The organism is Streptomyces sp. NPDC104106 (assembly GCF_055584345.1).
In genome coordinates, this window is sequence record NZ_JBVJMF010000014.1 from 93,558 (window position 1) to 120,553 (window position 26,996).

Sequence of the window (26,996 nt, forward strand, 5' to 3'; positions counted from 1 at the left end):
CGTTCACCCGCCGGGCGTCACCAGTCCCGTCTCGTAGGCGAGCACGACCGCCTGGGCCCGGCTGCCCAGGTCGAGCTTGGACATGGTGCGGTTGAGGTGGGTCTTGACGGTGGCCTCGGAGATGTAGAGGCGGTCGGCGATCTCGCCGTTGGACAGCCCGCGGGCCGTCAGCCTCAGCACCTCCACCTCGCGGGAGGTGAGCACGCCGAGGTCGGGCGGGGCCGGGTCGGACGCGGAAGGCGTCTGCTGCCGGGCGAAGGCCTCCACCAGGCGCCGGGTGACGCTGGGCGCGAACAGGGCGTCGCCGCCGTCGACGGCCGTGACCGCCGCCAGCAGCCGCTCCGGCCCCGAGTCCTTCAGCAGGAAGCCGGAGGCGCCGGCGCGCAGCGCGCCGTAGACGTACTCGTCGAGGTCGAAGGTGGTCAGCACCAGCACCCGGGGCGGGCGGCCGTCGGCCTCGGCGAGGATGCGCTCGGTGGCCTCGATACCGCCCATGCCGGGCATCCGGATGTCCATGAGGACGACGTCGGGCCGGGTCTCGGCGGCGAGCCGCACCGCCTCCGCGCCGTCGCCCGCCTCCCCCGCCACCTCGAAGCCGGGCGCGGCCCGCAGCAGGCCGACAAGTCCGGCGCGGATGAGGAACTGGTCGTCCACGACGAGCACTCTGATCATGCCGTACGGTCGTCCCCCCGCCGTGAGTCGGTGGCCGAGGTGGGCAGGGTCAGCTGGACCTCGTAGCCGCCCGCGGCGCGTGGGCCGACTCTGATCGTCCCGCCGTAGAGCTTGGCCCGTTCGCGCATGCCGATCAAGCCGTGTCCGGTCCCCCGGGAGACTCTGTCCGGTTTCACCCCCTCCCCGTCGTCGGTGACGCGCACGGCCAGTTCGTGGGGGCCGTACCGCAGTTCCACGCGCGCGTGGGCGGGTCCGGCGTGTTTGAGGGCGTTGGTGAGGGCCTCCTGGACGACGCGGTAGGCGCACAGTTCGACGCCGGGCGGCAGCGGTCGGGCGGTGCCCTCGACGGCGAGGTCCACGGGCAGCCCGCCGGCCCGCACCCGGTCGAGGAGGTCGCCGATCCGGTCCAGGGTGGGCATGGGGGCCCGCTCGGGGGCCTCGGGGTCCTCCTCGCGCAGCACCTGGAGCATGCGCCGCAGTTCCTCCAGGGCCTCGCCGCTGGTGTCCGCGATGGTGCCGAGCGCGCCGCGGGCCGTGCCGGGGTCGGAGTCGAAGACGAAGCGGGCGAGGCCCGCCTGCACGGAGATCACCGACATGTGGTGGGCGACCACGTCGTGCAGTTCGCGGGCGATCCGGCCGCGCTCCTCGGCGACCGCCCGCCGGGCCCGCTCGGCCTGTTCGGCGCGCAGCCGCCGGGTCAGCTCGGCCGAGCGGCGGGCCAGGTGGCCGAACCAGACCAGCACCGAGCAGTACAGCAGCGCCTGGCCCACCACGGAGGCCATGGACGGCGTGTGGCTGACCACGCCGGCGTACACCCAGAGCCCGGCCATGCACAGCGCGCAGGCCAGGGCGGTGCGCAGCGGGCGCAGGGAGGCCACGGTGTACAGCGCGAGCATCAGGCCGAAGGTGCACACCACCGGCCAGTAGCCGAGGGTGACGTACACGAGCGCGGCCGCCTCGACGACGGCGAAGACGGCGAGGGGCCGGCGGCCGCGCAGGGCGACCGGCAGGTGCGCGAGGGCGATCAGGCCGTAGGCGCGGGCGTCGGGATCGGGCCAGCCCTGCGTGTGCGACTCCCGGCCGAGCAGGACGGCGACCACGGCCATGGCGACCGCGATCAGCGTGTCCACGACGAGCGGGCGGGGGGTCGGCGGTCGCACCGCCGCAGGGTAACGCCCGAGGTCGGCCGCGGGAGTCAACCGTGCGCGGTACCGCGGAAGTCGCAGGCGGCGGCTGTCCACCTCCCCGGGGCGTACGGCGGTTCAGCCCGTGGACGGACGCGGTGGCGGCCGGCCGGCCGTACCGTCGTCGGGTGCGGGGGATACGCCGGTGGCCCGCGTCCCGGGGGGAGGCGCGGGCCACCGGCGTTGCGCGGGGGGCTACTTGTCGCTGAGTGTGACGTGCAGGAAGTCCTTGAGGAACGGGATCTCCAGCCATGGCTTGGGCTGGGCCATCATCGCCAGCAGGACGATCGCGAGGCCGAGGACGCCGTAGGTGGCGATGTCCGTGAACCGGGAGCGGACGGCGAGCATGCCGACGCCCGGCAGGATCCAGCGCAGCACCGCGCCGGCCAGCAGGCCGACGCCGACCAGCAGGCTGCCGGAGCGGAACATGCCGAGCGAGGTCAGCAGCAGGCCGAGCGCGGCGGTGCCCACCACGACCAGCAACGGCCACTGCCGGGCGGGGGCCGGCGCGTCACCGGACGCGGCCCGGCCGCCGCCCTCGGGCCGGGCGGTGTCGCGGGTGATGCGCGGGAAGCGGCGCGTGGTCCGCTGAGGGGGCTTCCCGGCGGGCCCGTGGGTGCCGGCGTCCGCGACGGCGTTCCGCGCGCCGCGGGCGCCCTCAGCCGGCACTGCGCTCCGCCGCCTCGACCACGTTGACCAGCAGCTGCGCCCGGGTCATCGGGCCCACACCGCCGGGGTTCGGGGAGATCCAGCCGGCCACCTCGGTCACGTCCGGGTGGACGTCGCCGACGATCTTTCCCTCGGCGTTGCGGGAGACGCCGACGTCCAGGACGGCGGCGCCCGGCTTGACGTCCTCGGCGCGGATCAGGTGCGGGAAGCCGGCCGCCGCGATGATGATGTCGGCGCGCTTGAGGTGGGCGGACAGGTCGCGGGTGCCGGTGTGGCACTGGGTCACGGTGGCGTTCTCGCTGCGCCGGGTGAGCAGCAGCGGCATCGGCCGGCCGATGGTCACGCCCCGCCCGACCACGACGACCTCGGCGCCCTTGATCTCGACGCCGTGGCGGCGCAGCAGGGTGAGGATGCCGTTGGGGGTGCAGGGCAGCGGGGCCGGCTCGTTCAGGACGAGGCGGCCGAGGTTCATCGGGTGGAGGCCGTCGGCGTCCTTGGCCGGGTCCATCAGCTCCAGGACGCGGTTCTCGTCGATGCCCTCGGGCAGCGGCAGCTGGACGATGTAGCCGGTGCAGGCCGGGTCCTCGTTCAGCTCGCGGACGACCGCCTCGATCTCCTCCTGGGTGGCGGTGGCGGGCAGTTCGCGCTGGATGGAGGCGATGCCGACCTGCGCGCAGTCGCGGTGCTTGCCCGCGACGTACTTCTGGCTGCCGGGGTCGTCCCCGACCAGGATCGTGCCGAGGCCGGGCGTGACGCCCTTCTCCTTCAGCGCCGCCACGCGGGCGGTCAGATCGGACTTGATCGCGGCTGCGGTGGCCTTGCCATCGAGAATCTGGGCGGTCATACCCCCATCCTCGCGGATGACCCGCCCCCGGTTCCAATCCGGGTGGCCCCGGCTGCCCTCCCGATACCACCCGGCCCATACGTTGATCAAGTGTGTTGCACTTGCACAACACCTCCACCCTCCGGCTGGACAAGCCCATATCCGGTCAAGAACGATGAGCACACAGTGCAGCGGGCAGCTCATCGGGGGGACGGACCGCATCTGTAGAAACGCTTCCTCCGTGCCGTGCCGCGCCTCGTCCCCGCACTCGACCAACGGAGGAAACACCGCCATGAGCTTCGGCGACCCCAACAACCCGTACGGCCCGCCCCAGCAGCAGGGCTACGGCTACCCGCAGGGCCAGCAGCCCGGCTACGGCTACCCGGCGGCTCCGCCGGTCCAGCAGCCGTACGGCGTCGGCGCCCCGATGACCGCGATGCCGGGCAACGTCAGCGCGGCCCGCGTGATGATGTGGGTGATCGTCGGCCTGCAGGTGCCCGGCGCCGCCCTGTTCGCGTTCTACGCGGCGATCGTGAACCGCGCGAAGAACGACGCCACCCTCCAGGACAACGCCTCCTTCCAGAAGTTCGCGGAGTACGGCACCGGCGTGCTGGTGGCCTTCACGCTGTTCGCGATCGCCTGGGGCGTGTTCGCGGCCGTCCTCGCCGCGAAGTTCAACACGGGCGGCAACGGCGTACGCGTCACCACCATGGTGTTCAGCATCATCACGGCGATCCTCGGCCTGTACCCGTTCGTCCTCGTGGGCCTCGTGTACACCGTGATGGCGATCCTCGTCGCCTGCTTCGTGGGCGGCGCCAACGGCAAGGCCTGGTTCAACCGCCCGCGCTACTGAGCCCGCGTCCGGCACGGAACAGATCACGCCAATCACCGTCACGGGCCGTGTCTCACCCGTCAAGGGGGCAGACACGGCCCCGGTGTGTCCCCCTAGTCTGGCCGGGGTAGCCGTACTGACCCGGCTAACCGTCAGGCACGGGGAGACGCAGGACCGTGTACAGCATCATCGTCGTACCTCCGCCGACCACGGAGGACGACCGTCGCCAACTCCGGCTCGCCCCCGGCGAGCGCCTGAGCTTCGGGCGGGCGCCCGGCAACGGCCTGACGATCCCGCACGACGGGGTCTCCCGCCGGGCCGGCGAGGTCGCCGCGCAGGGCACGTTCTGGATACTGAGCAACCTGTCCGCGCGGCAGACGTACGTCGTGGAGAACCCCGAGGGCGCCGGCGAGCACATCAAGGTCGGACCGGGCCGCCTCGACGCGCCCGTGCCCTTCGAGTTCTCCCGGATCGTGCTGCCCGCCGCCGGTGACCTGCTGGCCCTGGAGGTGTGGGCCCCGCGGCACGACTACCTGAGCGACGGCGCGGGGCCGGACGGCGAGACCACCGCGGCGCCCTTCGCCGTGGACCGCACGAAGCGCTACTTCGCCGTCCTGGCCGCCCTGTGCGAACCGCGCCTGCGCGGTGACCCGCACGCCCCGCTGCCCACGGTCGACCAGGTCGTGGACCGGCTGCGCCCCGCCTGGCCGGCCGCCTCGCGCACCTCGGTGCAGTGGAACATCGACTACCTGGCCGTGAAGCTGCGCCTCAAGCCCGGCCCGGAGAGCGCCGACCCCGGCCCCCGCCTCAACGGCAAGAAGGAGTCCCTGGTCTCCCTGGCGCTGCGCTTCGACGTGGTGCGCGAGGACGACCTCGTGGTCCTGTCCGGCTCCGGCTCCGCGAGCCGGACGGCGGCCCGGTGACCGAGCCGTACGCCGTCGCGGTGCCGAAGGGGTACCGGGTCGGCGCCTGGGAGGTGCGCGAGCCGATCGCGACGGGTGCGTTCGGCAGCGTGTACGCGGGCCGCCGCACCGGTGACGGCGCCCGCGGCCTGCCGCGCAGGGCCGCCCTGAAGTTCCTGCCGACCGGCACGAACACCCCGCGCCAGCTGGCGCACCTGGGGGAACTGGTGGACCGGGAGGTCGCGTTGCTGCGCCGGCTGAGCCGGCCCCGGCTGATCCGGATGTACGAGAGCCTCGTCGTGGACGACCCGGAGCGCCCCGCCCTCGACGGCGCCACCGTGCTCGTCCTGGAGCGCGCCGAGGGCTCCCTGTCCGCCCTGCTCGCCGCCGCGCCCCGCCCGCCTGCCGGGCCCGCGCTGCTCGCGCAGATCTGCGAGGGCCTGGCCCAGCTGCACCGGGCGGGCTGGGTGCACGGGGACCTGAAACCGGCCAACGTGCTGCTGATGGCGGACGGTTCGGCACGGCTCGCCGACTTCAACATGGCCGCCGAGCTGGAGGGCACCCACGCCTACACACCCGCCTTCTCGACCCCCGACTACACCCCGCCCGAGCTGCTGTGGGGCGAGATCGGCGAGCGCGGCCGCAGAATCCGCCCGTCGGCCGACGTCTGGGCCTTCGGCGTCCTCGCGCACCTCGTCCTCACCGGCTCCTTCCCGCTGCCCGGCGGCACCCCGTCGGCCCGGCGCGACGCTGCGGCCGCCTACGCGCGGGGCGCCGACGACCTGCGCCTGTCGCCCGAACTCCCGGGCGCCTGGCGGGAGATCGTCCGCGACTGCCTGGCCCGCACGCACGCGGACCGCGTCGCGACACAGCCGCTGCTTCGGCGCGTGGCGGCGGCGGCCGGCACCGGGCGCCCGTCCCTCCCGCCCCGGCTGCCGTGGCGCCGCGGGCGCCTGCCGGCGCTGGTCGCGGGTGCCGCGGCCGTCGCGGCCCTCGGCTACGGCGTCAGCACGTGGACCGCGGAGCACGGCGGCGACGACAAGGCGGCCCTCGCGGGCTACGGCGCCTCGGAACTGCGTACCGACCGGGGCGTCCCGGTGCGGTACCGGCGGCTGATCGTGGACTCCGCCCACGCGTGCTCCCAGCCCGACGTCACGCCCGTCCTCATCGCGGCCATGCTCAAGTCCGAGAGCGACTTCGACCCGAACCTCTCCGACCCCGGCAACATGGAGTACGGCATCGCCCGCTGGACCCCGGAAGTGCTGCGCTGGTGGATGCAGGACAACGGCGTCCCGGCGTCCGCGACCCCCACCCCACCGCTCACGCCCGCCGTCTCGATCCCGGCCATGGGCCGCTACCTCTGCTACATGGCACCCCGCCTGAAGCCCGGTCTTCCGGGCGACCGGCGCGTCCTGCTCGCCGCCTCCTACCGGACCTCGTACACGAAGGTGAACGACACGGGCGGAGTTCCCCCGAAGTACCGCGAGTACTGCGCCCGTGTCGCCCACTACCTCAAGGAATACGCGCCCCCGGGCAGGAAGTGACCCTGAGACTTCACAGGTACCGGCGGGCGGCGGCCGCTGCGACGGTGGAACCACTCCGCCACGGCTCCACGGCGGAGGGACCACACCGTTCATGCACCACCGTTCACATGGGGGAACACGTGAACATCGCCAAGCCCGCCGCGCTCCTGATCGCGGCCACCGCCCTCGTCGCCGGCTCCACGGTCGCGGCCGTCGCCGACAACGCCCCGGACGGCACCCGGGTCACCAGCGTCCAGCAGGTCGCCGACCACGTCCTCGCCGGGCACCCGAAGCCGCTGTCGTCCTCCGCCGACCAGGTCCGCTACGACGGCCTGACCCTCACCAAGGCCCCGCGGGGCAGGGCCGCCGCCAAGGACCTGGACTGCGCGTACGGCCACCTGTGCATGCTCGTCAACGGCACCAAGTTCGACTTCTACAAGTGCCAGACCTGGAACGTGACGAACTGGACCGGTGACGGCCCGTTCACCAACAACCAGACGCCGGGCACGGTCGCGAAGTTCTTCAACCAGGACGGCAGCGTCCGCTGGACGTCCACGGCCTACGAGGCCGGCACGGCCACCTGGGACCCGATCTGGTCCCTGCGCCCCTGCTGACCGGGCCCCCACGGGCCGACGGCCTCCGGCTCCCTCGGGGGAGGGCCGGAGGCCGTCATGCGTTGCGGACGCTCAGTGGAAGAAGTGGCGCGTGCCCGTGAAGTACATCGTCACGCCCGCCTTCTTCGCGGCCTCGACGACCAGCTCGTCCCGGATCGAACCGCCCGGCTGGACGATCGCCCGGACACCGGCGCCGATCAGGATCTCGGGGCCGTCGGGGAAGGGGAAGAACGCGTCGGAGGCGGCGTAGGAGCCCCGCGCGCGCTCCTCGCCGGCCCGCTCGACGGCGAGCTTGCAGGAGTCGACGCGGTTGACCTGGCCCATGCCGACGCCGACCGAGGCACCGTCCTTGGCGAGCAGGATGGCGTTGGACTTGACGGCGCGGCAGGCCTTCCACGCGAAGGCCAGTTCCGCCAGCTCCTCGGCCGGCAGTGCCTCACCGCTGGCCAGCGTCCAGGTGGCCGGGTCGTCGCCGTCGGCCTGGAGGCGGTCGGTGACCTGGAGCAGCAGGCCGCCGTCGATCTGCTTGGCCTCGACGCGGTTGCAGGGCGCGTCGGGGGCCTTCAGCACGCGGATGTTCTTCTTCCTGGTGAGGGCTTCGAGAGCCCCCTCCTCGTAGTCCGGCGCGATGATGACCTCGGTGAAGATCTCCGCGACCTGCTCGGCCATCTCCTTGCTGACCGGGCGGTTCACGGCGATCACGCCGCCGTAGGCGGAGACGGGGTCGCAGGCGTGCGCCTTGCGGTGCGCCTCGGCGACGTCCGCGCCGACCGCGATCCCGCAGGGGTTGGCGTGCTTGATGATCGCGACGCAGGGCTCGTCGTGGTCGTACGCGGCACGGCGCGCGGCGTCCGTGTCCGTGTAGTTGTTGTACGACATCTCCTTGCCGTGCAGCTGCTCGGCGGCCGCGAGGCCGCCGCCCGCGGCGGAGCCGCCCCGGGATGCGGTGTCGACGTAGAGGGCGGCGGGCTGGTGCGGGTTCTCGCCGTAGCGCAGGGTGCTCTCGCGCTCGAAGGTGGCGCCCAGGAAGTCGGGGAACCGCGACTCGTCGGCGGGGGCGTAGGCGGACGCGAACCAGGAGGCGACGGCGACGTCGTAGGACGCGGTGTGCTGGAAGGCCTCGGCGGCCAGCCGCTTGCGGGCGGCGAGCTCGAAGCCGCCGTCCTTGACGGCCGCGAGGACGTCGGCGTACCGCTCGGGGCTGGTGACGACGGCGACGGAGGGGTGGTTCTTGGCGGCGGCGCGGACCATGGACGGGCCACCGATGTCGATCTGCTCCACGCACTCGTCGTCCGAGGCGCCGGAGGCGACGGTCTCGCGGAAGGGGTAGAGGTTGACGACGACGAGGTCGAACGGCTCCACGCCCAGCTCGGCGAGCTGCTCGCGGTGGCTGTCCAGCCGCAGGTCGGCGAGGATGCCCGCGTGGACCCTGGGGTGCAGGGTCTTGACCCGGCCGTCCAGGCACTCGGGGAAGCCGGTCAGCTCCTCGACCTTGGTGACGGGGACGCCGGCGGCGGCGATCCGGGAGGCCGTCGAGCCGGTCGACACCAGCTGGACACCGGCCTCGTGCAGCCCCCGAGCCAGCTCTTCCAGCCCGGTCTTGTCGTAGACGCTGACGAGCGCGCGACGGATGGCCCGCTTGCCGCTCTCGATGCTCTCGGCGGTCACTGGATAACTACCTTTCGTCCCTCGATGCGATAGCCGTTGCGGGCGAGGCGCCCCACGACCTCGACGAGCAGCCTTCGCTCGACTTCCTTGATGCGCTCGTGCAGCGCGCTCTCGTCGTCCTCGTCCCGGATCTCGACCACGCCCTGGGCGATGATCGGGCCGGTGTCGACGCCGTCGTCGACGAAGTGGACGGTGCAGCCGGTGACCTTGGCGCCGTACGCGAGTGCGTCGCGGACGCCGTGCGCCCCGGGGAAACTGGGCAGGAGGGCGGGGTGGGTGTTCACGAACCGCCCGCCGAAGCGAGCCAGGAACTCCTTCCCCACGATCTTCATGAACCCGGCGGAGACGACGAGATCGGGCCGGTGCGCCGAGACCGCTTCGGCGAGAGCGGCGTCCCACTCCTCCCGGCTGCCGAAGTCCTTGACCCTGCACACGAAGGTCGGCAGCCCGGCCCGCTCGGCCCGGGCGAGCCCCTCGATGCCGTCGCGGTCGGCCCCTACTGCGACGATCTCGGCGCCGTACCGCTCGGCTCCGGTGCGCGCGATCTCGTCGAGCAGCGCCTGCAGGTTGGTGCCGGATCCGGAGACCAGCACGACGAGGCGCTTGACCGCGGGGGCGGCGGGGGTGGCGGCCACGATGGGGCCCTTTCTCGGGATCACGGTTCTTCATCCGGCGGTCTCGTACCTTCGTACGAATGCTTCGCGCTCCCGGATACGGGGAACTCTACGAAGCAGCCGACCGCCAGCAACGATACCGGCACACTGGGCGGCCCCCACGGGACGGGGGCATGGCCGGAAGGTAGCGTTCGGGAGGAACCGGCTCGGGAACGCGCGCGCCGCGCTGTGCGTTGCCGGGGTGGAAGGCCACACCACCTAGGGGAAGACGCTCTCTTGATGCCCGCTCGCAGCCTGCGACTTCGCACGTTCCCTCCGAGCCCGGCGCAGGGAGGCGAGCGCGGCGGCGTGCTGCTGCGAGAGCGGCCGTCCTCGCCGTCGAGCACCCCGCGGGACGGCGAAGGACGGGACGGCGCCGGGCGCCCCCAGGACGACAACCCCTTCGCACCGCCCCCGCAGGACGCCCCGGACAGCCCCTGGCGCCCCCGCCGGCACCCCTCGGGCAACGGCCACCAGGGCTCCGGTCACGGCCAGGGCTCCGAGGGCGGGAGCGGTGACGGAGGCCCCTGGGGCGGTCCCGGAGGGGACGGCCGCGGCGGCGGGTCCCCCTGGGGCAGTCAGTGGAGCGACCGGCAGCCCGGCCGCTCGCCCGGCGGCGGCTTCGGTGAACGCCCACGCCCCGGCGGCCCCCAGGGCTCCGGCGGCGGCCCGGCCGGCGGCATGCGCTGGGACCCGGCGGACCCGTCCCAGCGCCGCGCCCGCTACGCCCTGCTGTCCGGCATGTGGGCGGTCTTCTTCGCCCTGTTCAGCTGGCCGTACGTCGCCCTGCTCCTCGGCGCCCTGGCCCTGTACTGGGGCGTCAGCGCCCTGCGCGGCAAGCCCCGCACGCCCGATCCCCGCACCCCGCCGGCCCCCGGCACCGGCCGGCCGCAGGTGACGGCGGCCGTCGGCGGCCTGGTCACCGCCTCGCTCGCCCTGATGCTCGTCGCCTCGACCTTCACGATCCAGTTCGTCTACCGCGACTACTACACCTGCGTGACCGACGCCCTGACCCACGAGGCGAAGCAGTCCTGCGACCAGTTGCTGCCCCAGCAGCTGCGGGGGGTCCTCGGGAGCGGGAACAGCTGAGGGCGGCCCGGCCGGCCCACGACGCGGGGTGCCGTTTCCCGGCCTTGCGACGAACGCCTTGACGCAGGCCACGTCAGGCCCTGCCCGTGCGTGGCCATACCGGCCGGCGAGCGGTGCGGAGGACAGACAGGCGGTCGCCGCGGCGTGCGGCCCCGCTTCGGGGCCCCTGCCGCTGACCGCGGCGACGGCCTCGGCCACCGACGCGCCCGGCGAGAGGGGCCCCGGCGGGGACGAGGTCGGGGCGCCAGGCTGGTGCAGGAGGCCGCCGGCGCCCGCGAAGACGCCGAGGTCGCAGTGCGGCCGGGACAAGGGCGGCGCGCTGTGGGCCGGCGGCACCACGGCGGCGGCACGCTGAGCGCGGTGCGCGACGCCTGACGCGCGGCGCCCGGCGGGCGAAGCCGTGGCGGGCGCACGGGAAGGGGTCAGGGCTTCTCGGTCTCCGCAGGGGTCGCGGGCGCGGCCGGCGGTTCGGTGGTGCCGGGCTCGGCGGTGTCGGGCCCGGCGGCCGTCTCGCGCAGGGCCGCCCAGCGGGCGGCGCGGGCGAGGTCGTCCTGCCAGCCCGGAGGGTACGGGTCGTCGGCGGGGAGGACGTCGTACAGCTCCTCGCCGGTGGAGCCGGAGGTACCGGGCGAGGTGTCCGCGTTGCCCTTGCCGCTGTCCTTGCCCTTGCCCCTGCCCGGCTTGTCCGCCTTCGCCTTCCCTGTTGCCGCCCCCTTCCCCTTCTCCTCCTCCTTCGCCGTCCCGGTCTCCTTCGCCCTCTCCTTCTCCCGGGCTGTCCCCGCCGCCCTCTCGGCCGTCGTCCGTTCCTTCACCGTGCCCTGCGCCGCGATCTCCGTGCCCCGCGGCCGCACCCACCACAGCCGCCACAGCCGTACCACCAGCGCCACCGGCAGTGCGAGCACCGCCGTCCAGGCGCCCGCCGCTCCCCCGGTCCGCCACCCCACCGGGCCGAAGCGGGCCAGCGCGGCCACGCCCAGCGGGCCGCCCGCCAGCTCGGCCAGCAGCGCACAGCCCGCCGCGCAGACGGCTACCGTCAACAGCACCACCCCGGCGGTACGGCCGGCCGACCAGCGGGCCGCCGCCGGCTTGCCGGATTCCGGCCGCGGTACGGCCGCCCGCGCCACGAACCACCCCGCCGTCACCCCGGCCACCGCCGGCACGACCCCCGCCGCCCAGTTCACCGGCGTCCCGGTCCCCGCGTCCGGCACCGCCGCCAGCAGCGGGAACGGCGGCAGCAGCGGGGCCGGGTGGGAGGCGAGCGGATGCACCATGTGCCCGGCGCCGAGCAGGAATCCGGGACCGAGGGCGTACGACGCGGCCCACACCGCCGCGTTGGGGATCAGCGCGATGCCGAGCATCAGCACGGCACAGCGCCCGGTCCAGCCCTCCGTCAACTGGAGGAACGACGCCCGCGCCGCACCGCCGTGCCACACCAGTGACACCCCGACCAGCACCGCGCCGCCGCCGAGCAGCACGGCCGTCGCCGCACCGGCGGCCCGTACGGCCGTAGCCAGCCGGCGCCACGCGTCCGTCCCCGCCACCGTCCGCCGCACCGGGTCCGGCAGCACCCGCAGCAGCGCCCGCACCGGTTCGCGGGGCCGCCCGTACGCCGACCACACCCCGGCCGCCGCCGAGCCCGCCGCGACGAGCGGCAGACACGCCGTCACCCACATCCAGGACGGCCGCAGTTCCGCGCCCGCGCAGTACAGCGCGACCGGGCAGCCGACACCGAGATAGCCGAGGAGGACCCCGGTCCACACGGTGCGGGCGGGCACCGGCGGCGGCCCGTCCGCACCGGAACCGGCACCGGGAGCCGCGCCCGGAGCGGCATCGCAGGCCGGGGGCGCGTCCACGCCCTCGCGGGCCGCGCGGTACACCAGCCACACCGGCAGGGCGAGCAGCAGCAGCGGGGTCACCCCGACGGGCATGGGCGCGCCGGAGAGCGTGTCCGTGCGGACCAGTTCGACGCCGTGCGCCAGCAGCCACAGCGCGGCGGCGATGTGCAGCGCGCCGCCCGGACCGCTGTCCGGGTACGGCGAACTGACCCACAGCGCCATCACGAGCACGGCGAACGAACCCAGCCCCAGTCCCGCGGCGACGGCTCCGCCCAGGAGGCTCGCGGCCAGTCCGGGAGAGCGGTCGCGCAGCCGGGTCAGCAGGGTCGACAGCGAGGGTCGGCGAGCGGTCATCAGGGTCACGCCCGCCATGCTCCCAACGACACGCGCTTTCCCGTCGTAACAGGAGAACTCCCGAAGTGTCGCCCAATATATGTTTATGTTCTTTTTCGTACGGAAGGGTGCACGGTGACGACGCAGAGCATTGCCACCCCGCTGCCACCGCCGAAGGAACGCCGACGCCTGCGCGAGTCACGGACACTGACGCTGACTCAGGTCGCGCAGCGCGTCGGTGTCAGCAACGCGACGCTGCGCGCGTGGGAGTCCGGCCATCGCGTCCCGGACGGCGCCGAGGGCGAGGCGTACGCCAGACTGCTGACGGCCCTCGCCGAGCCGACGGCGCGTCAGCCGGCGCCCCGGGCGGATGCCGGTGCACGCCCGGACAAAGCCGTCGCCGACCTGCCCGAGCCCCTGACACCCTCTCAGGCCTTCGACGCGCTGTACGCCTTCTGCGCCCCCGCCCTCGTACGCCAGGCCTACCTGCTCACCGGGCGCCGGGAGCTGGCCCGCGAGGCCGTGGAGCGCGCGTTCCAGCTGGCCTGGCAGCGCTGGCCCGAGGTGGCCCGGGACCGCGATCCGGCCGGCTGGGTGCGCGCGCTGGCGTACGACTGCGCGCTCTCCCCCTGGCACCGCTTCCGCCCCCGCCACCGGCAGCCGGAACCGCCGCCCGCCGACCCGGCCGACCGCGCGCTGCTGCACGCGCTGCTGCGGCTGCCGCCGTCCTACCGGCGCACGCTCGTGCTCTACGACGGGGTCGGCCTCGATCTGCCGGAGACGGCGGCGGAGACGGAGGCCAGCACCCCGGCCGCCGCGAGCCGGCTGACCCACGCCCGCCGGGCCGTGGCCGCCCACGTCCCCGAACTCGCCGACCCCGCCGAACTGCACCGCCGGCTGCTGGAACTGGCCTCGGCGGAGCGCCTGCGGGCGTCGAAGCCGACCACGGTACGGACGGTCGGCGAGCGCCGGACCGTCTTCTGGACCCGCGCCGCTATCGCCTTCACGGGAACGATCATCGGCGCCACGACGCTCACGCTGCGGACCGCTCCGACGCACTACGAGGCCCCGATCGCCCCCGCCCAGGCGGTGCGGGGTGTCCCGGCCCGGGTGGCCCCTGGACCGCTGTCCCAGAAGGAACAGGCGCTGCGCGCAAAGCTGCGCGCCTCGGCGACGGGCACCCCGGACCGACTACACCCCACGCCCCGCTGAAACCGCCCGGCCAGATACCCCGGGACGGGGAGGCCAGGACGGGGAGGCGCGGGCGGGGAGGCCGGGGGTGGGGAGGCCGGGGGGGAAGCCCGACGGGGAGGCTGGGGTGGGGAGGCCCGGCGTGAGGAGGCCCGGCCGGGTGAGGCCAGGGGCGAGGAGGCTCGGGGCGGGGAAGCTCGGGGCGGGGAAGCCGGGGGTGGGGACGCTCAGTGTGACGAGGCCCGCGGCGGGGAAGCCCGGCCGGGTGAGGCCACGGACGAGGAGGCCCGAAGTGAGGAGGCCGGGGCGGGGAGGCCAGCCGTGAGGAGGCCCGGCGTGAGGAGGCCCGGCCGGGTGAGGCCAGGGGCGAGGAGGCCCGAAGTGAGGAGGCCGGGGCGGGGAGGCCAGAGGCGAGGAAGCTCGGGGCGGGGAGGCTCGGTCTGACGAGGCCCGCGGCGGAGAAGCCCGGCCGGGTAAGGCCACGGACGAGGAGGCCCCGCGTGGGGAAGCCCGGCGCGGGGAAGCCCGGCGTGACCAGACCCCGGCGTGGGCCCGGCGTGGCGGGGCCTGGCGGGCAAGGCGTCGTGCGGCAAGGCCGCCTGATCGAAAGGAGCCGGTGCGGCGAGGCCGGGCCGGAAGGCTCGGCGAGAGGATCTGGTGGGCCACGGCCAGACCGGAAGGCCCGGCGAAATGGGCTGGGGCAGGGCCGGTGAAAGAGCCCGGTGCGGCAGGGCCGGTCAGGGGTCTGGTGAAGAGGCCCGGTGCGAACGCCGGTAGGCCCGTCCCGGCGGAGGGGACGGGCCTACCGGTGATCAGCCGGGAAACCGGGCTCAGCCGCCCAGGATCTCGCGGGCGAGCTTGGCCGTCTCGGTCGGGGTCTTGCCGACCTTGACGCCCGCGGCCTCCAGGGCCTCCTTCTTGGCCTGTGCGGTGCCGGAGGAGCCGGAGACGATGGCGCCGGCGTGACCCATGGTCTTGCCCTCGGGCGCCGTGAAGCCCGCGACGTAGCCGACGACCGGCTTGGTCACGTTCTCCTTGATGAACGCGGCCGCGCGCTCCTCGGCGTCGCCGCCGATCTCGCCGATCATCACGATCAGCTCGGTCTCCGGGTCGTCCTGGAACGCGGCCAGGGCGTCGATGTGGGTGGTGCCGATGATCGGGTCACCGCCGATGCCCACGGCCGTGGAGAAGCCGATGTCACGCAGCTCGTACATCATCTGGTACGTCAGCGTGCCGGACTTCGACACCAGGCCGATGCGGCCCGGCTTGGTGATGTCGCCCGGGATGATGCCGACGTTCGACTGGCCCGGGGTGATGATGCCGGGGCAGTTCGGGCCGATGATGCGGGTCTTGTTGCCCTTCTTGCCGGCGTACGCCCAGAAGGACGCCGTGTCGTGCACGGCGATGCCCTCGGTGATCACGACGGCCAGCGGGATCTCGGCGTCGATGGCCTCGACGACCGCGTCCTTGGTGAACTTCTCCGGCACGAAGATGACGGAGACGTTGGCGCCGGTCTTCTCGATGGCCTCGGCGACCGTGCCGAAGACGGGTACCTCGGTGCCGTCGAAGTCCACGGTCTGACCCGCCTTGCGCGGGTTCACGCCGCCCACGACGTTGGTGCCGTCACCGAGCATGAGCTTGGTGTGCTTCATACCGGTGGCGCCGGTCATGCCCTGGACGATGACCTTGCTGTCCTTGTTGAGCCAGATAGCCATGGTGTGTTGGTGTCCTCGTCCTGAGTGCTTACTTGGCGGCGGCCAGCTCGGCGGCCTTGTCGGCCGCGCCGTCCATGGTGTCGACGCGCTGCACCAGCGGGTGGTTGGCGTCGGTGAGGATCTTCCGGCCCAGCTCGGCGTTGTTGCCGTCGAGGCGGACGACGAGCGGCTTGCTGACGTTCTCGCCGCGGTCCTCCAGGAGCTTCAGGGCCTGGACGATGCCGTTGGCGACCTCGTCACAGGCGGTGATGCCACCGAAGACGTTCACGAACACGGACTTGACGTCGGGGTCGCCGAGGATGATCTCCAGGCCGTTCGCCATGACCTGGGCGGAGGCGCCACCGCCGATGTCCAGGAAGTTGGCGGGCTTGACGCCACCGTGCTTCTCACCGGCGTACGCGACGACGTCCAGGGTGCTCATGACGAGACCGGCGCCGTTGCCGATGATGCCGACCTCACCGTCGAGCTTGACGTAGTTGAGGTTCTTCTCCTTGGCGGCGGCCTCGAGCGGGTTGGCCGCGGCCTTGTCGTGGAGCTCCTCGAAGTCGGGGTGACGGAACTCGGCGTTGTCGTCGAGCGACACCTTGCCGTCGAGGGCGATGACGTCACCGGAGGCGACCTTCGCCAGCGGGTTGACCTCGACCAGGAGGGCGTCCTCCTTGATGAAGGTGTCCCACAGCTTCACGAGCACGTCGGCGACCTTGTCCGCGACCTCGGCCGGGAACTTGGCGGCCGCGACGATCTCGCGGGCCTTCTCCGGGGTCACGCCGTCGATCGCGTCGATCGGCGTCTTGGCGACGGCCTCCGGACGGGTGGCCGCCACCTCCTCGATCTCCATGCCGCCCTCGACGGAGGCGATGGAGAGGAAGGTGCGGTTGGCACGGTCGAGGAGGAAGGAGACGTAGTACTCCTCGAGGATCTCCGGCGCGGTCTCGGCGATCATGACCTTGTGGACCGTGTGGCCCTTGATGTCCATGCCGAGGATGTCCGTCGCGCGGGCGACGGCCTCGTCCGCGGAGGCGGCCAGCTTGACGCCGCCGGCCTTGCCGCGACCACCGACCTTCACCTGCGCCTTGACGACGGACTTGCCGCCGAGCCGCTCGGTGATCTCGCGCGCCGCCTCAGGCGTGTCGATGACTTCACCGGCCAGCACCGGTACATCGTGCTTGGCGAAGAGGTCCCTCGCCTGGTACTCGAACAGGTCCACGCGCTTCCGTCCCTATCAGTGATCTCGCGGTTCGTTGGATGCGTGGGCGTGCCGCGAAGGGCAACGTGACGTCCGCTTGTCACAAGGGGGGCGCACACGGTGTCCGAGCGCGCGGCATGTCCGTCTCGCAGGTTATCGCCGGTTGCGGGGGCTCCCTAAATCGAGGGTCACACCTGAGCGGTGATACCTGTCACATGATGCCGGGTTCCGTGGCACGGCGTGCCGACCTACGGGTGATCTGCGGAGTCTGCGGAGGATGTGCGAGGTCTCACCGGGCTGGGGCCCACCCGGTGAGACCTCTGGACCGGCCACGGTGGTTCCGGGGCCGGGGTGGCCGGTCCTCACCCCTATGAGGGCCGGCCACCTCACCCGTGGGGCCCCGGCCGAGAACGGTCCGACGGCGTTCGGCCGTCCGGGTCCAGGCACCTCACGGAAGCGAGTCGGGCCCCTGCGCACGTCGAAGGTGCCCAAGGGGTCCGATGAGGTGTGGACCTAGCCGGGGAAGACGGGGATGTCCCGCTGCCCGTCGCGGGTGCGGGGCGCGTCGGAGCGCACGGCGGCGCCGGGCACGAGCCGTTCGGGCGCCCGGTGGCCGAGGGTGAGGGCACACGGGTCGGCGTGACGGGACGCGGTCCCGTCGGCCGCCGGCTTGCCCAGCACGCCGTCCGGCACCCCGGCGGGCGCGGGCCGGCCGGGGGCGGCGAGGGTGCCGGTGGCGGCGGTGCCGTGGTGTGCGCGGGGGCGGGCCGCCGGGGGCTGCGGCACGCGAGCGGCCACCGGCCCGTACGAGGCGGACGCCGCCGGGGTGGAGGCGCGCGACCCGGGACGGGCGTGACGCCGGTGCGGTGCGGCCGGGTGAGCCGGCCCGGCCGTGCCGCGGGCCGTCGTGTCACCGGCGTGCTCCTGCGCCCCCGGCGCCGGGTGCGTCCATCCGGGCGCCGGGACGACGGGCACGCTCTGGCCGAGGTCCGGCGACGGGAGGGTCGACGGCAGCGTGAGCGGGGACGGCAGCGGAAGGGGGGACGACACCACGGCCTCGGTCGTGCCCTCGACGGTCCGGCTCACCGTCCGGGTCACCGTCTGGGCCTGGGAGACCGTCCGGGAAACCGTCCCGAAGGCCGTTCCGGAGCCCCTGGTCACGACGTCCCGCAAGCTCCGCACGCCGTCCCGCACGGCATCCTGCCGCCCGGCCGTCCGGGAGTCCGGCGACGCCAAGGAGGTCACGGACGTGAGCGTCTCGCGCGCGACGCCGGTCGCCGCGCCCCGCACCGGGGTCCCGTCGGCCGCGTGCGCCTGCTCACCGAAGAGGAGCCCCAGCGCGAACAACCCGGCGACCAGCAGGGCCAGTTGGAGCGCGCGCCGCCCGGCCCCCGTACGCAGCACGCGCGCGGTGGCTTCCAGGGGGGCGGCGGGGAAGGTCAAGGAGGGTAACGTCCTCGGCTCGGCACGACAGGGGCTCCACCGATCCTTCACGGCTCCCCCAAGTCCGCGCAAGCCCCGTGTTACCGATGGGTAGTCATATCCCCTTTCCCTCCTGCTGTCACGTCGTGTCCGGTATCGGCAGTGGCCGCTTCTCCAGGGCGGCCGCCATCACCTCGGGGAAGAGGCCGGGGGTGCAGGCGAAGGCCGGTGCGCCGAGCGCGGCGAGCGCCGCCGCGTGCTCCCGGTCGTACGCGGGCGCTCCCTCGTCCGACAGCGCGAGCAGCGCCACGAACTGCACCCCGGACGCCTTCATCGCCGCCACCCGCTTGAGCATCTCGTCGCGGATGCCGCCCTCGTACAGGTCGCTGATCAGCACGACCACCGTCTCGGCCGGCCGGGTGATCTGCGCCTGGCAGTAGGCGAGCGCCCGGTTGATGTCCGTACCACCGCCGAGCTGGGTGCCGAAGAGGACGTCGACCGGATCGTCCAGCTGGTCGGTGAGGTCGACGACCGCCGTGTCGAAGACGACCAGCCGGGTGCTGATCGACCGCATGGAGGCGAGCACCGCCCCGAAGACGGACGCGTAGACCACGGACGCCGCCATCGAACCGGACTGGTCGATGCAGAGCACGACCTCCTTCTTCACCGACCGCGCGGCCCTGCCGTATCCGACCAGCCGTTCCGGCACGACCGTGCGGTACTCGGGCAGGTAGTGCTTGAGATTGGCCGCGACGGTGCGGTTCCAGTCGATGTCGTGGTGGCGCGGGCGGCTGACCCGGGCGCTGCGGTCGAGGGCGCCGGTGAGCGTGGCCCGCGTGCGGGCCGCGAGCCGCTTCTCCAGGTCCTCGACCACCTTGCGGACGACCGCGCGCGCCGTCTCCTTCGTTGTCTCCGGCATCGCCTTGTTGAGCGAGAGCAGCGTGCCGACCAGGTGCACGTCGGCCTCCACCGCCTCCAGCATCTCCGGCTCCAGGAGCAGGGCGGACAGCCCGAGCCTGTCGATGGCGTCGCGCTGCATGACCTGGACGACGGAGGACGGGAAGTACCGGCGGATGTCGCCGAGCCAGCGGGCCACGGACGGCGCCGAGGCCCCGAGCCCCGCCGAACGGTCCCGCCCCGGCTGCGGTCTGTCCCCCTTGCCGTACAGCGCGGCGAGCGTGCCGTCCATCGCCGCGTCCCGCCCGGACAGCGCGCACCCGGTGCCGTCGGCCTGGTCCCCGCCGAGCACCAGCCGCCACCGCCGCAAGCGCTCACCCGCCGGATCGCCGGTGCCGGTGCCGTTGTCGGTGTCGGCGGTCGTCGGCGTCGTCCATGTTGTCATGTACCCACCCCCGCGAGGCTGTCGTGTTCGTTCGCCGGCGGCTTCCCTTCTTCACGCGCCGGTGGCCCCCCGTCCAGGCCGAGCAGCAGCCGCAGCACCGGCAGTACGGCGTCGGCGCGCTCGGTGTCCGGCTCGGCGGCGAAGCCCGGTACCGTCGCCGACTGTGCCGCCCGGCCGGTGCTCCGGTCCCCGGGGCCGCGCCGGAGCAGTTCGCCGAGGGTTCTGCGCACTCCCGGCTCGTACGCCGCGAACGTGCGCCGCAGCAGCGGCAGTACGTCCGTGAACGCCTCCGCGGGCACCCCCGTCAGCCAGTTGTCGACCAGGCCGAGCAGCCGCTCGTCGTGCACCAGCAGCAGCCCGCCCCCGCCGCCGACGAAGCCCTCGATCCAGGCAGCCGCGTCGGCGGGCGGCGCCCCCGGCGACAGGGCGAGCCCCATCAGCCGCGCCGCCTCCTCGGGCCCCAGCGCGCCGTCGTCCAGCAGCAGCCGCACCGCCCGCCCCCGCAGCGCACCGGCCACGGTGTCGCGCAGCGCCAGCGTCCGCAGCACGGCCCGCCAGCGGTCCCGCAGATCGCCCCTCCCGGCACCGCCGCGCCCGCTGTCCGCGCCCCCGGTGCCGGACCGCGCGCCGGCCGGTGTCTCCGCCAGCAGTCCCACCGCCGCGTGCACGGCGTCCACATGGCCGCGCATCTCCTCCGCCGCGTCCGTGTCGAGGGCGGCGCAGGCCGGGGGCAGGCCGACGAAGATCCGCTCGGCGAGGCCCGCCGCCACCCCGGCCAGCGCGCCGGTGTCGGTGCCGCGCACATCGCCGTAGCGCAGGGAGCGGACCAGGGCGGGCAGGGCATGGGCGAGGTGGCCGACGTCCGTGGCGAGCGCGGCCCGGTCGGCGAGCACGCGCATCACCACCGGCAGGGCCTCGGGCAGCCCGGCGAGCAGACACCGCTCGGCGAGCCCGGTGACGTCGGCGAGGCCGCTCGCGGCCGCCGCGTCCGCCTCCGCCCTGGCCCGCGCCGCGCCCTGTACGGTCGTCCCCCACACGCCCGCCTCGGCGACCCTGACCGACAGCTCCGGCTCCCAGCGCAGCCGCCAGGTCTCCCGGAACGTACCCGTGCTCCCCCGCGATCGGGCCGGCTCGCCCCAGCCGACGCCGAGCAGCCGCAGCCGGTGCAGCAGCCTGCTGCGGCCCGCGTCGGTCTCCCCGCGCAGGTCCAGCTCCAACTCCCGCTCCAGCGCCTCCGGTTTGAGCCGCAGGGAGCGCTGCTGCCGGGCCAGGTCGCGCTGGAGCGGCACCGCCGGGGCCGATTCCGGCACCTCCCCCAGCGCGTCCCCGACCACCAGCCGGTCGTGCACCAGCGCCAGCGGGACGTCGGAGCCGTCGCCCATCACCGCGCGCACGGCGTCGGTGGTCTCGCTCAGCCCGGGCAGCGGACGGCCGCGCAGCGCGGCCAGGGTCTCGGCGAGCCGGACGGCCTCGATGACATGGGCGGAGGAGACGATCCGGTCCTCCTCGCGCAGCAGCCCCGCCACCTTGGTCAGCCAGCGCTCGACCGGCCGGTCGGGGGCGTGGAAGAGATGGCCGTACCACCCCGGCGAGTCGATGCCCGCGCCGTATCCGCCGGACCGGGCGAGCCTGCGGTGCGTCCACGGCACCCAGGTCACGTCGGCCTTGATCCTGGGCAGCCCCTTCAGCAGGGCGCGGTCGGCGGTGACCGTGGTCCTCGCGCGCAGCGCCGGCACGTGCCAGGCCCCGCAGACCACCGCGACCTCGTCCCCGAACTCCTTGCCTGCCGCGCGCAGTTGGATCCGCATGTACGCCTCGCGCACGGGGTCGCGCGCGTGCCCGCCCGCGCCGTACCGCTCGCGCAGCGCGCTCATGGCCTCCTCCAGCGCGGCGAACGGCGCGAAGGGATCCCGCTCACCCGGGCCCCGGTGCTCGACGACGTCCTCCCACCAGCGCTCCGGATCGTCGTACCCGGCGGTCTCGGCGAGCACGGCGAGCGGATCGACCCGGACCTGCTCCCGCGAGCTGCCCCCGGCAGGGGCCTCCCCCTCTTCCTGCCGCTCGCCGCGGCTGTCGCCCTCCTCCCAGGCGAGCGTGTGCGTGGCCGGCAGGTCGATGAAGCGGGCCGGGACGCCCCGCTCCAGCGCCCATCGGATCGCCACCCACTCGGGGCTGAACTCGGCGAACGGCCAGAACGCCGAGCGGCCGGGCTCGTCCACGGCGTGGGCGAGGAGGGCGACGGGGGGCCGCAGTGCGGGGTCGGCGGCCAGCGGGATCAGCACGTCGGCCTCGGGCGGGCCCTCGATGAGAACGGTACGGGGGCGGGCGGCGTTCAGCGCGGTCCGCACCGCGCGCGCGGATCCGGGCCCGTGGTGCCGCACGCCGAGCAGGAGCGGCCCGGGATCCTGGGCCCGGGGCCGGCGGGTGTCGTCGGTCATGCGCTCACCTCCCGGCACGCGCGGTAGAAGTCCGTCCAGCCCTCGCGCTCGCGGACGACCGTCTCCAGGTACTCCTGCCAGACGACCCGGTCGGCCGCGGGATCGCGGACGACCGCGCCGAGGATGCCGGCGGCCACGTCGGCCGGGCGCAGCACGCCGTCGCCGAAGTGCGCGGACAGGGCGAGGCCGCCTGTCACGACGGAGATCGCCTCGGCCGTGGACAGCGTGCCGCTGGGCGACTTCAGCTTCGTGCGGCCGTCGGCGGTGACACCGTCGCGCAGCTCGCGGAAGACCGTCACGACCCGGCGGATCTCCTCGATGCCGTCGGGCGCGGCCGGCAGGTCGAGGGAGCGGCCGATCTGCTCGACGCGCCGTGTGACGATGTCGACCTCGGCGTCGGCGCTCTCCGGCAGCGGCAGCACCACGGTGTTGAAGCGGCGGCGCAGCGCGCTGGAGAGGTCGTTGACGCCTCTGTCGCGGTCGTTGGCGGTGGCGATGAGGTTGAAGCCGCGCACCGCCTGGACCTCCTCGCCCAGCTCCGGGATCGGCAGCGTCTTCTCGGACAGGATCGTGATCAGCGTGTCCTGCACGTCGGCCGGGATGCGGGTCAGCTCCTCCACCCGTGCCGTCATGCCCTCGGCCATGGCCCGCATGACGGGGCTGGGCACGAGGGCGTCGCGGCTCGGGCCGTGCGCGAGCAGGCGCGCGTAGTTCCAGCCGTACCGGATCGCCTCCTCCGGCGTGCCGGCCGTGCCCTGGACCAGCAGCGTGGAATCGCCGCTGACCGCGGCCGCGAGGTGCTCGGACACCCAGGTCTTGGCGGTGCCCGGGACGCCGAGCAGGAGCAGGGCGCGGTCGGTGGCGAGCGTGGTGACGGCGACCTCGACGATGCGGCGCGGGCCCACGTACTTGGGCGTGACCACCGTGCCGTCCGGCAGGGTGCCGCCGAGCAGGTACGTCGCCACCGCCCACGGCGACAGCTTCCAGTGGGCCGGGCGCGGGCGGTCGTCCTGCCGGGCGAGCGCGGCGAGTTCGGCGGCGAAGGCGTGCTCGGCGTGCGGCCGCAGCGCCTGCGGCTCCCGGTGGCTCCCGTTCGCTTCGACGGACGCCGCGTCGACGGACGGCGTTTCCACGGACGTCGCTTCCACGGACACAGTCATGGCTGAGGCCCCCTCCAGCTCGGCCGGTTCGGATCTGCCACCAACCGTGCACCACGCCACTGACAATCGCTCTGACCTGGGCAGAAGCCCGCGCCGGGCCGATTGTCAGTGGCGGGACCTACCGTCGGAGGCATGACTGAGCAGGGGGTGCGCTGGACCGCGGAGCAGGTGCTGGCACTGGCGCCTGACGCCGCGTCACGCAAAGCGGGGAGCAAGCTCGGCACGGCAGGTCCGTGGTCCGGGACGGGGAGCGGAGAGGGGACGGTGTGGGGGCTGTGCAAGGGCAGTGGCAGCAGGCCGTACCAGACGGCGGTCGACCTGACCGGACCGGCGTGCACGTGCAGTTGTCCGAGCCGTAAGTTCCCGTGCAAGCACGCGCTCGGGCTGCTTCTGCTGTGGGCGGACGGCGACGGCGCTGTGCCGGTGTCCGCCGAACCGCCGGAGTGGGCCGGGAGGTGGCTCGCGGGCCGGCGCGAACGCGCCGAGGGCGGCGCGGCGCGGGTGGAGGGGGGTTCAGCGGCCGGTCCCGCCGATCCGGAGGCGGCGCGGCGGCGGGCCGAGCGCCGCGCCGAGCGGGTCACCGCGGGCGCGACGGAGCTGGAGCAGCGCCTCGCCGACCTGCTGCGCGCCGGCCTGGCCTCGGCTGAGCAGGCGGGGTACGGGGCGTGGGACGAGACCGCGGCCCGCATGATCGACGCGCAGGCCCCCGGACTCGCCGCGCGAGTGCGGGAGTTGGGGGCCGTACCGGCGTCCGGGGCGGGCTGGCCGGCCCGGCTGCTGGAGGAGTGCGCGCTGCTGCACCTGCTCGACCAGGGCTGGCTGCGCCGTGACACGCTGCCCGGCGCCCTCGCGGCGACCGTCCGCTCCCGGCTCGGCCTGCCCGCCCCGGCGGACGGCCCGCCGGTGCGCGACCACTGGCTGGTCCTCGCCCAGTACGACACGGCGGACGCGAAACTGACGACGCGCCGGATCTGGTTGCACGGCGCCGTCTCGGGCGACACCCGGCTGCTGCTGTCCTACGGCGCGGCGGGCCGGGCCCCGGAGCTGTCCCTGCCGGTCGGCCTGGCCGTGGACGCGGAACTGTCCGGCCATCCGGGCGCCGGGCGGGTCCGGGCCGGTCTGGGCGAGCGGTACGCCCCGCCGGCACCGGCCGGGTTCCGCCCGCCGGGTGTGTCGACGGCCGAGGCGGTGGCCCGGTACGGCCAGGCGCTGCGCGAGGACCCCTGGCTGGAGTCGGTGCCGGTGACCCTGGAGGAGGTGATACCGGTCCCGGACGGCGAGACGTGGCAGCTGGCCGACGCCGGCCCGGACACCGCCCTGCCGCTGACCCGGGCCGCCCGCTCCCGCCCCGGTCTGTGGCGGCTGGTCGCCCTGTCCGGCGGCGCCCCGGTGACGGTGTTCGGCGAGTGCGGCCACCGCGGCTTCACCCCGCTCACGGCCTGGGCGGGGACGGACGAGGCGGTGCCGCTGTGCTGACCGGCGCCGAGACGACCGGGAACGCCCCGGATCATCAGGAAGGGAACGGCATGAACGGGATCTCGGCCACCTCCACCGCCCCGGTCGGCACGGCCCCCACCGACGCCCTGAACTCCCTGGACGCCGCGGGCTCCTGGGACGACCTGGTCACCACCGCCCTGCTCGGCACCGACCGGCGCCCCTGGCCCGCCGTGCCCGGCCGGGAGACTCCGCTGGCGCTGCTGGACGCGGCCGCCGTGGCGACCGTACGGCGGCGGGCCGGGCTGCGGCCCGCTCGGGCGGCCCGGCGGCCGGAGCCGGCGCCCAGGGACCCGCGTCCGGCGCTGCCCGCCGCCGCGGCCCGTCGCCTCGCGACTCTGCTGGCCGACCGCTCCGGCACGGCGGGCGGCGGCCGCCGGGGCAGCGCGCCCGACCTCATGGAGCTGCTCCCGCAGTGGCTCTCGGCGGCCGTCGAGCACGGGTACGCGGCGCCGCCGCAGGCGCTGCCCGCCCTGCTCGACGCGGCCCGCGGCCGCACCGACCTGCGGCCGGCGGCGCTGGCGTTCGCCGGCCCGCGCGCACTGTGGCTGGCCCGGCTGAACCCGGACTGGCGCTTCGCCCTGCGCGCGGCCCCCGGCGGCGGCGCCGCGCTGCCCGGCCCCGACGACGCCGAGGCGGTGCGGCGGCTGTGGCGGGAGGGCCTGTTCGCGGAGCGCGTGGCACTGCTGGGCGAGCTGCGCGCGCGTGCGCCCGTGGCCGCACGCGAGCTGCTGGCGTCGACCTGGCCGAAGGAGCGGGCGGAGGACCGGCTGATGTTCCTCGACGCGTTGCGCGCGGGTCTCGCCGCCGGGGACGAGCCGTTCCTGGAGCAGGCGCTCGGCGACCGCAGCCGCAACGTGCGGGCGACGGCGGCGGAACTGCTGTCGGCGCTGCCCGACTCGGCGCTCGCCGCGCGCATGGCCGTACGGGCCGCGGCCTGTGTCGCCCTCGACCGTACGGGGACCGCGCCGGCGATCGTGGTCGAGCCGCCGCTCGAGTGTGATTCGAGCATGGAGCGCGACGGTGTGGTGGCCGTACCTCCCACTGGCAGAGGGGAACGCTCATGGTGTCTGGGGCAGTTGGTCGAGGCCGCCCCGCTCGGCATCTGGCCGGAGCGGCTCGGCGGCCGCACGGCGCGGGAGATCGTGGCGCTGCCGGTGGCGGACGGCTGGCAGGGCGAACTGCACGCGGCCTGGTGCCGGGCCGCGGTGCGGCAGCGGGACGCCGACTGGTCCAGAGCCCTGCTGGGCGCGCCGTCGGCACCGGAAGCGGGCGGGCCGGGGGCGGTGTCCCTGGCCGAGCGGGCGAAGCTGCTGGCGGCCCTGGAGCCGGCGGAACGGGCCGCGTGGGTGGCCGGGTTCATCGCGACGCACGGCCTGTCGGAGGCGTTCCAGCTGCTCGGCGGGTGCGCGGTGCCCTGGGCGCCGCCGCTCGGCCGGGCGGTGGTGGACGCGCTGAACATCGCGCGCGACGCGGGCAGTTACCCCTGGAGCTTCAGCGGCGTCATGGGGTTGGCCGAGCGCTGCCTGGATCCCGCGGAGGCGGCCCGGCTGGAGGGGCTGCTGGCGATGCCCGACGAACGGGAGGACGCGGCGCCGGGGGCCGGGGGCTACTGGGCGGAGGCCTTTCAGCGGCTGGTCACGACGCTGCGGCTGCGGGCGGCGATGGCGGACGAGTTGACGCCGCCCGGCACCGCCCGTGGGCCCCGCCCGGCCGGCCCGCCGGCTCAGCCGCCGGACGCGGCCGACTGACGGACGTTCTCGCGCACCCACTGCACGATCGACGCGGTCGTCGCGCCGGGCGTGAAGATCTCCGCGACGCCCTTCTCCTTCAGCGGCGGGATGTCCTCCTCCGGGATGATCCCGCCGCCGAAGACCAGGATGTCCTCGGCCTCGCGCTCCTTGAGCAGGTCGATCACCGCGGCGAACAGCGTGTTGTGGGCGCCCGAGAGGATGGACAGGCCGATCGCGTCGGCGTCCTCCTGGACGGCGGTGTCGACGATCTGCTCGGGCGTCTGGTGAAGGCCGGTGTAGATGACCTCCATACCGGCGTCGCGCAGGGCACGCGCGATGACCTTGGCCCCGCGATCGTGGCCGTCGAGCCCCGGCTTGGCGACCACCACGCGGATCGGACCGGCTGCCACACCCATCACTGCCTCCATCAAACGACCCCGGAAGCGTTCGCTTCCGGCCCCTTACGACAAGTACCGCACTTTTGGCGCGTCCCGCCACCCGTCGCGAAGTGAACGAAC

General features: G+C 74.5%; 22 protein-coding genes. 8 read left to right on the forward strand and 14 right to left on the reverse strand.

Annotated features, from left to right (window positions below; genetic code table 11):
* Nucleotides 1-3: 3 nt before the first annotated feature.
* The 4 genes from ACZ60X_RS29105 to ACZ60X_RS29120 all read right to left on the reverse strand — a co-directional run bounded on the left by ACZ60X_RS29105 (nucleotide 4) and on the right by ACZ60X_RS29120 (nucleotide 3,369).
* Nucleotides 4-672: a response regulator gene (locus ACZ60X_RS29105; protein ID WP_469604595.1), complete on the reverse strand. Its 669-nt coding sequence runs from the start codon at nucleotides 670-672 to the stop codon at nucleotides 4-6.
* Nucleotides 669-1,778, reverse strand: coding sequence for a sensor histidine kinase (locus ACZ60X_RS29110; protein ID WP_469604915.1), 1,110 nt, complete (start codon nucleotides 1,776-1,778; stop codon nucleotides 669-671). Before ACZ60X_RS29110 ends, ACZ60X_RS29105 begins: the two co-directional genes overlap by 4 nt.
* A gap of 273 nt (nucleotides 1,779-2,051) precedes the next feature.
* A complete protein-coding gene (locus ACZ60X_RS29115; RefSeq protein WP_469604597.1) occupies nucleotides 2,052-2,525 on the reverse strand; it encodes a DUF3017 domain-containing protein in 474 nt (157 codons plus the stop codon).
* The gene (locus ACZ60X_RS29120; protein ID WP_469604600.1) at nucleotides 2,515-3,369 is read right to left on the reverse strand and encodes a bifunctional methylenetetrahydrofolate dehydrogenase/methenyltetrahydrofolate cyclohydrolase; all 855 of its coding nucleotides are present in this window, start codon (nucleotides 3,367-3,369) and stop codon (nucleotides 2,515-2,517) included. Before ACZ60X_RS29120 ends, ACZ60X_RS29115 begins: the two co-directional genes overlap by 11 nt.
* 271 nt (nucleotides 3,370-3,640) lie before the next feature.
* Between ACZ60X_RS29120 and ACZ60X_RS29125 the strand changes: the two genes are divergently transcribed.
* The 4 genes from ACZ60X_RS29125 (at nucleotide 3,641) to ACZ60X_RS29140 (ending at nucleotide 7,219) form a co-directional block, all read left to right on the forward strand.
* Complete coding sequence (locus tag ACZ60X_RS29125; RefSeq protein WP_469604602.1) at nucleotides 3,641-4,201, forward strand: hypothetical protein; 561 nt, start codon at nucleotides 3,641-3,643, stop codon at nucleotides 4,199-4,201.
* 155 nt (nucleotides 4,202-4,356) lie between these two features.
* Complete coding sequence (locus ACZ60X_RS29130) at nucleotides 4,357-5,103, forward strand: FHA domain-containing protein (RefSeq protein ID WP_469604603.1); 747 nt, start codon at nucleotides 4,357-4,359, stop codon at nucleotides 5,101-5,103.
* Nucleotides 5,100-6,626, forward strand: a complete 1,527-nt coding sequence (locus ACZ60X_RS29135; protein ID WP_469604604.1) for a protein kinase domain-containing protein — start codon at nucleotides 5,100-5,102, stop codon at nucleotides 6,624-6,626. Before ACZ60X_RS29130 ends, ACZ60X_RS29135 begins: the two co-directional genes overlap by 4 nt.
* Nucleotides 6,627-6,733: 107 nt before the next feature.
* Entirely contained in the window at nucleotides 6,734-7,219 is a 486-nt protein-coding gene (locus ACZ60X_RS29140; protein WP_469604606.1) for a hypothetical protein, read from the forward strand.
* A gap of 72 nt (nucleotides 7,220-7,291) precedes the next feature.
* Here ACZ60X_RS29140 and purH read toward each other — a convergent pair whose 3' ends face one another.
* Together purH and purN are read right to left on the reverse strand one after the other, a co-directional pair.
* On the reverse strand, nucleotides 7,292-8,887 hold the full coding sequence (purH, locus tag ACZ60X_RS29145; protein WP_469604608.1) for a bifunctional phosphoribosylaminoimidazolecarboxamide formyltransferase/IMP cyclohydrolase: 1,596 nt from the start codon (nucleotides 8,885-8,887) through the stop codon (nucleotides 7,292-7,294).
* Nucleotides 8,884-9,522 (reverse strand): phosphoribosylglycinamide formyltransferase, encoded by a 639-nt coding sequence (gene purN / locus ACZ60X_RS29150; RefSeq protein ID WP_469604610.1) that lies wholly within the window; start codon nucleotides 9,520-9,522, stop codon nucleotides 8,884-8,886. The genes purH and purN overlap by 4 nt, the downstream gene beginning before the upstream one ends.
* A gap of 258 nt (nucleotides 9,523-9,780) precedes the next feature.
* Here purN and ACZ60X_RS29155 point away from each other — a divergent pair, with 258 nt between their 5' ends.
* Nucleotides 9,781-10,629 (forward strand): hypothetical protein, encoded by an 849-nt coding sequence (locus tag ACZ60X_RS29155; protein WP_469604613.1) that lies wholly within the window; start codon nucleotides 9,781-9,783, stop codon nucleotides 10,627-10,629.
* Between the two features lie 422 nt (nucleotides 10,630-11,051).
* On the opposite strand, the gene ACZ60X_RS29160 is transcribed toward ACZ60X_RS29155, so the two are convergent.
* Nucleotides 11,052-12,836, reverse strand: coding sequence for a cell division protein PerM (locus ACZ60X_RS29160; RefSeq protein WP_469604616.1), 1,785 nt, complete (start codon nucleotides 12,834-12,836; stop codon nucleotides 11,052-11,054).
* A 96-nt stretch (nucleotides 12,837-12,932) separates the two neighbouring features.
* Between ACZ60X_RS29160 and ACZ60X_RS29165 the strand changes: the two genes are divergently transcribed.
* Entirely contained in the window at nucleotides 12,933-14,009 is a 1,077-nt protein-coding gene (locus ACZ60X_RS29165) for a helix-turn-helix domain-containing protein (RefSeq protein WP_469604620.1), read from the forward strand.
* Between the two features lie 809 nt (nucleotides 14,010-14,818).
* On the opposite strand, the gene sucD is transcribed toward ACZ60X_RS29165, so the two are convergent.
* The 6 genes from sucD to ACZ60X_RS29195 all read right to left on the reverse strand — a co-directional run bounded on the left by sucD (nucleotide 14,819) and on the right by ACZ60X_RS29195 (nucleotide 23,251).
* The gene (gene sucD, locus ACZ60X_RS29170) at nucleotides 14,819-15,703 is read right to left on the reverse strand and encodes a succinate--CoA ligase subunit alpha (RefSeq protein ID WP_469604623.1); all 885 of its coding nucleotides are present in this window, start codon (nucleotides 15,701-15,703) and stop codon (nucleotides 14,819-14,821) included.
* A gap of 28 nt (nucleotides 15,704-15,731) precedes the next feature.
* Nucleotides 15,732-16,910 carry an ADP-forming succinate--CoA ligase subunit beta gene (sucC, locus tag ACZ60X_RS29175; RefSeq protein ID WP_469604626.1) on the reverse strand — a complete coding sequence of 393 codons (1,179 nt, stop codon included), beginning with the start codon at nucleotides 16,908-16,910 and terminating at the stop codon, nucleotides 15,732-15,734.
* A gap of 492 nt (nucleotides 16,911-17,402) precedes the next feature.
* Nucleotides 17,403-18,332: a hypothetical protein gene (locus ACZ60X_RS29180; RefSeq protein WP_469604630.1), complete on the reverse strand. Its 930-nt coding sequence runs from the start codon at nucleotides 18,330-18,332 to the stop codon at nucleotides 17,403-17,405.
* A 118-nt stretch (nucleotides 18,333-18,450) separates the two neighbouring features.
* A complete protein-coding gene (locus ACZ60X_RS29185; protein WP_469604633.1) occupies nucleotides 18,451-19,653 on the reverse strand; it encodes a VWA domain-containing protein in 1,203 nt (400 codons plus the stop codon).
* Nucleotides 19,650-22,091: a DUF5682 family protein gene (locus ACZ60X_RS29190; protein ID WP_469604636.1), complete on the reverse strand. Its 2,442-nt coding sequence runs from the start codon at nucleotides 22,089-22,091 to the stop codon at nucleotides 19,650-19,652. Before ACZ60X_RS29190 ends, ACZ60X_RS29185 begins: the two co-directional genes overlap by 4 nt.
* Entirely contained in the window at nucleotides 22,088-23,251 is a 1,164-nt protein-coding gene (locus ACZ60X_RS29195; protein ID WP_469604640.1) for an ATP-binding protein, read from the reverse strand. Before ACZ60X_RS29195 ends, ACZ60X_RS29190 begins: the two co-directional genes overlap by 4 nt.
* A 132-nt stretch (nucleotides 23,252-23,383) precedes the next feature.
* Here ACZ60X_RS29195 and ACZ60X_RS29200 point away from each other — a divergent pair, with 132 nt between their 5' ends.
* Nucleotides 23,384-24,727 carry an SWIM zinc finger family protein gene (locus tag ACZ60X_RS29200; protein WP_469604643.1) on the forward strand — a complete coding sequence of 448 codons (1,344 nt, stop codon included), beginning with the start codon at nucleotides 23,384-23,386 and terminating at the stop codon, nucleotides 24,725-24,727.
* Between the two features lie 50 nt (nucleotides 24,728-24,777).
* Nucleotides 24,778-26,496, forward strand: coding sequence for a DUF5691 domain-containing protein (locus tag ACZ60X_RS29205; protein ID WP_469604646.1), 1,719 nt, complete (start codon nucleotides 24,778-24,780; stop codon nucleotides 26,494-26,496).
* On the opposite strand, the gene ACZ60X_RS29210 is transcribed toward ACZ60X_RS29205, so the two are convergent.
* Nucleotides 26,472-26,894, reverse strand: a complete 423-nt coding sequence (locus tag ACZ60X_RS29210) for a cobalamin B12-binding domain-containing protein (RefSeq protein WP_469604649.1) — start codon at nucleotides 26,892-26,894, stop codon at nucleotides 26,472-26,474. The genes ACZ60X_RS29205 and ACZ60X_RS29210 overlap by 25 nt on opposite strands.
* Nucleotides 26,895-26,996: the final 102 nt, after the last annotated feature.

Excerpts from the sequence above, each read along its gene's own strand:
- ACZ60X_RS29105 (WP_469604595.1), bottom strand. The coding sequence starts at position 672 with ATGATCAGAGTGCTCGTCGTGGACGACCAGTTCCTCATCCGCGCCGGA.
- ACZ60X_RS29110 (WP_469604915.1), bottom strand. The coding sequence starts at position 1,778 with ATGGCCGTGGTCGCCGTCCTGCTCGGCCGGGAGTCGCACACGCAGGGC.
- ACZ60X_RS29120 (WP_469604600.1), bottom strand. The coding sequence starts at position 3,369 with ATGACCGCCCAGATTCTCGATGGCAAGGCCACCGCAGCCGCGATCAAG.
- ACZ60X_RS29125 (WP_469604602.1), top strand. The coding sequence starts at position 3,641 with ATGAGCTTCGGCGACCCCAACAACCCGTACGGCCCGCCCCAGCAGCAG.
- ACZ60X_RS29140 (WP_469604606.1), top strand. The coding sequence starts at position 6,734 with ATGGGGGAACACGTGAACATCGCCAAGCCCGCCGCGCTCCTGATCGCG.
- ACZ60X_RS29155 (WP_469604613.1), top strand. The coding sequence starts at position 9,781 with ATGCCCGCTCGCAGCCTGCGACTTCGCACGTTCCCTCCGAGCCCGGCG.
- ACZ60X_RS29160 (WP_469604616.1), bottom strand. The coding sequence starts at position 12,836 with ATGGCGGGCGTGACCCTGATGACCGCTCGCCGACCCTCGCTGTCGACC.
- sucD (WP_469604623.1), bottom strand. The coding sequence starts at position 15,703 with ATGGCTATCTGGCTCAACAAGGACAGCAAGGTCATCGTCCAGGGCATG.
- ACZ60X_RS29185 (WP_469604633.1), bottom strand. The coding sequence starts at position 19,653 with ATGACAACATGGACGACGCCGACGACCGCCGACACCGACAACGGCACC.
- ACZ60X_RS29190 (WP_469604636.1), bottom strand. The coding sequence starts at position 22,091 with ATGACCGACGACACCCGCCGGCCCCGGGCCCAGGATCCCGGGCCGCTC.
- ACZ60X_RS29195 (WP_469604640.1), bottom strand. The coding sequence starts at position 23,251 with ATGACTGTGTCCGTGGAAGCGACGTCCGTGGAAACGCCGTCCGTCGAC.
- ACZ60X_RS29200 (WP_469604643.1), top strand. The coding sequence starts at position 23,384 with ATGACTGAGCAGGGGGTGCGCTGGACCGCGGAGCAGGTGCTGGCACTG.
- ACZ60X_RS29205 (WP_469604646.1), top strand. The coding sequence starts at position 24,778 with ATGAACGGGATCTCGGCCACCTCCACCGCCCCGGTCGGCACGGCCCCC.
- ACZ60X_RS29210 (WP_469604649.1), bottom strand. The coding sequence starts at position 26,894 with ATGGGTGTGGCAGCCGGTCCGATCCGCGTGGTGGTCGCCAAGCCGGGG.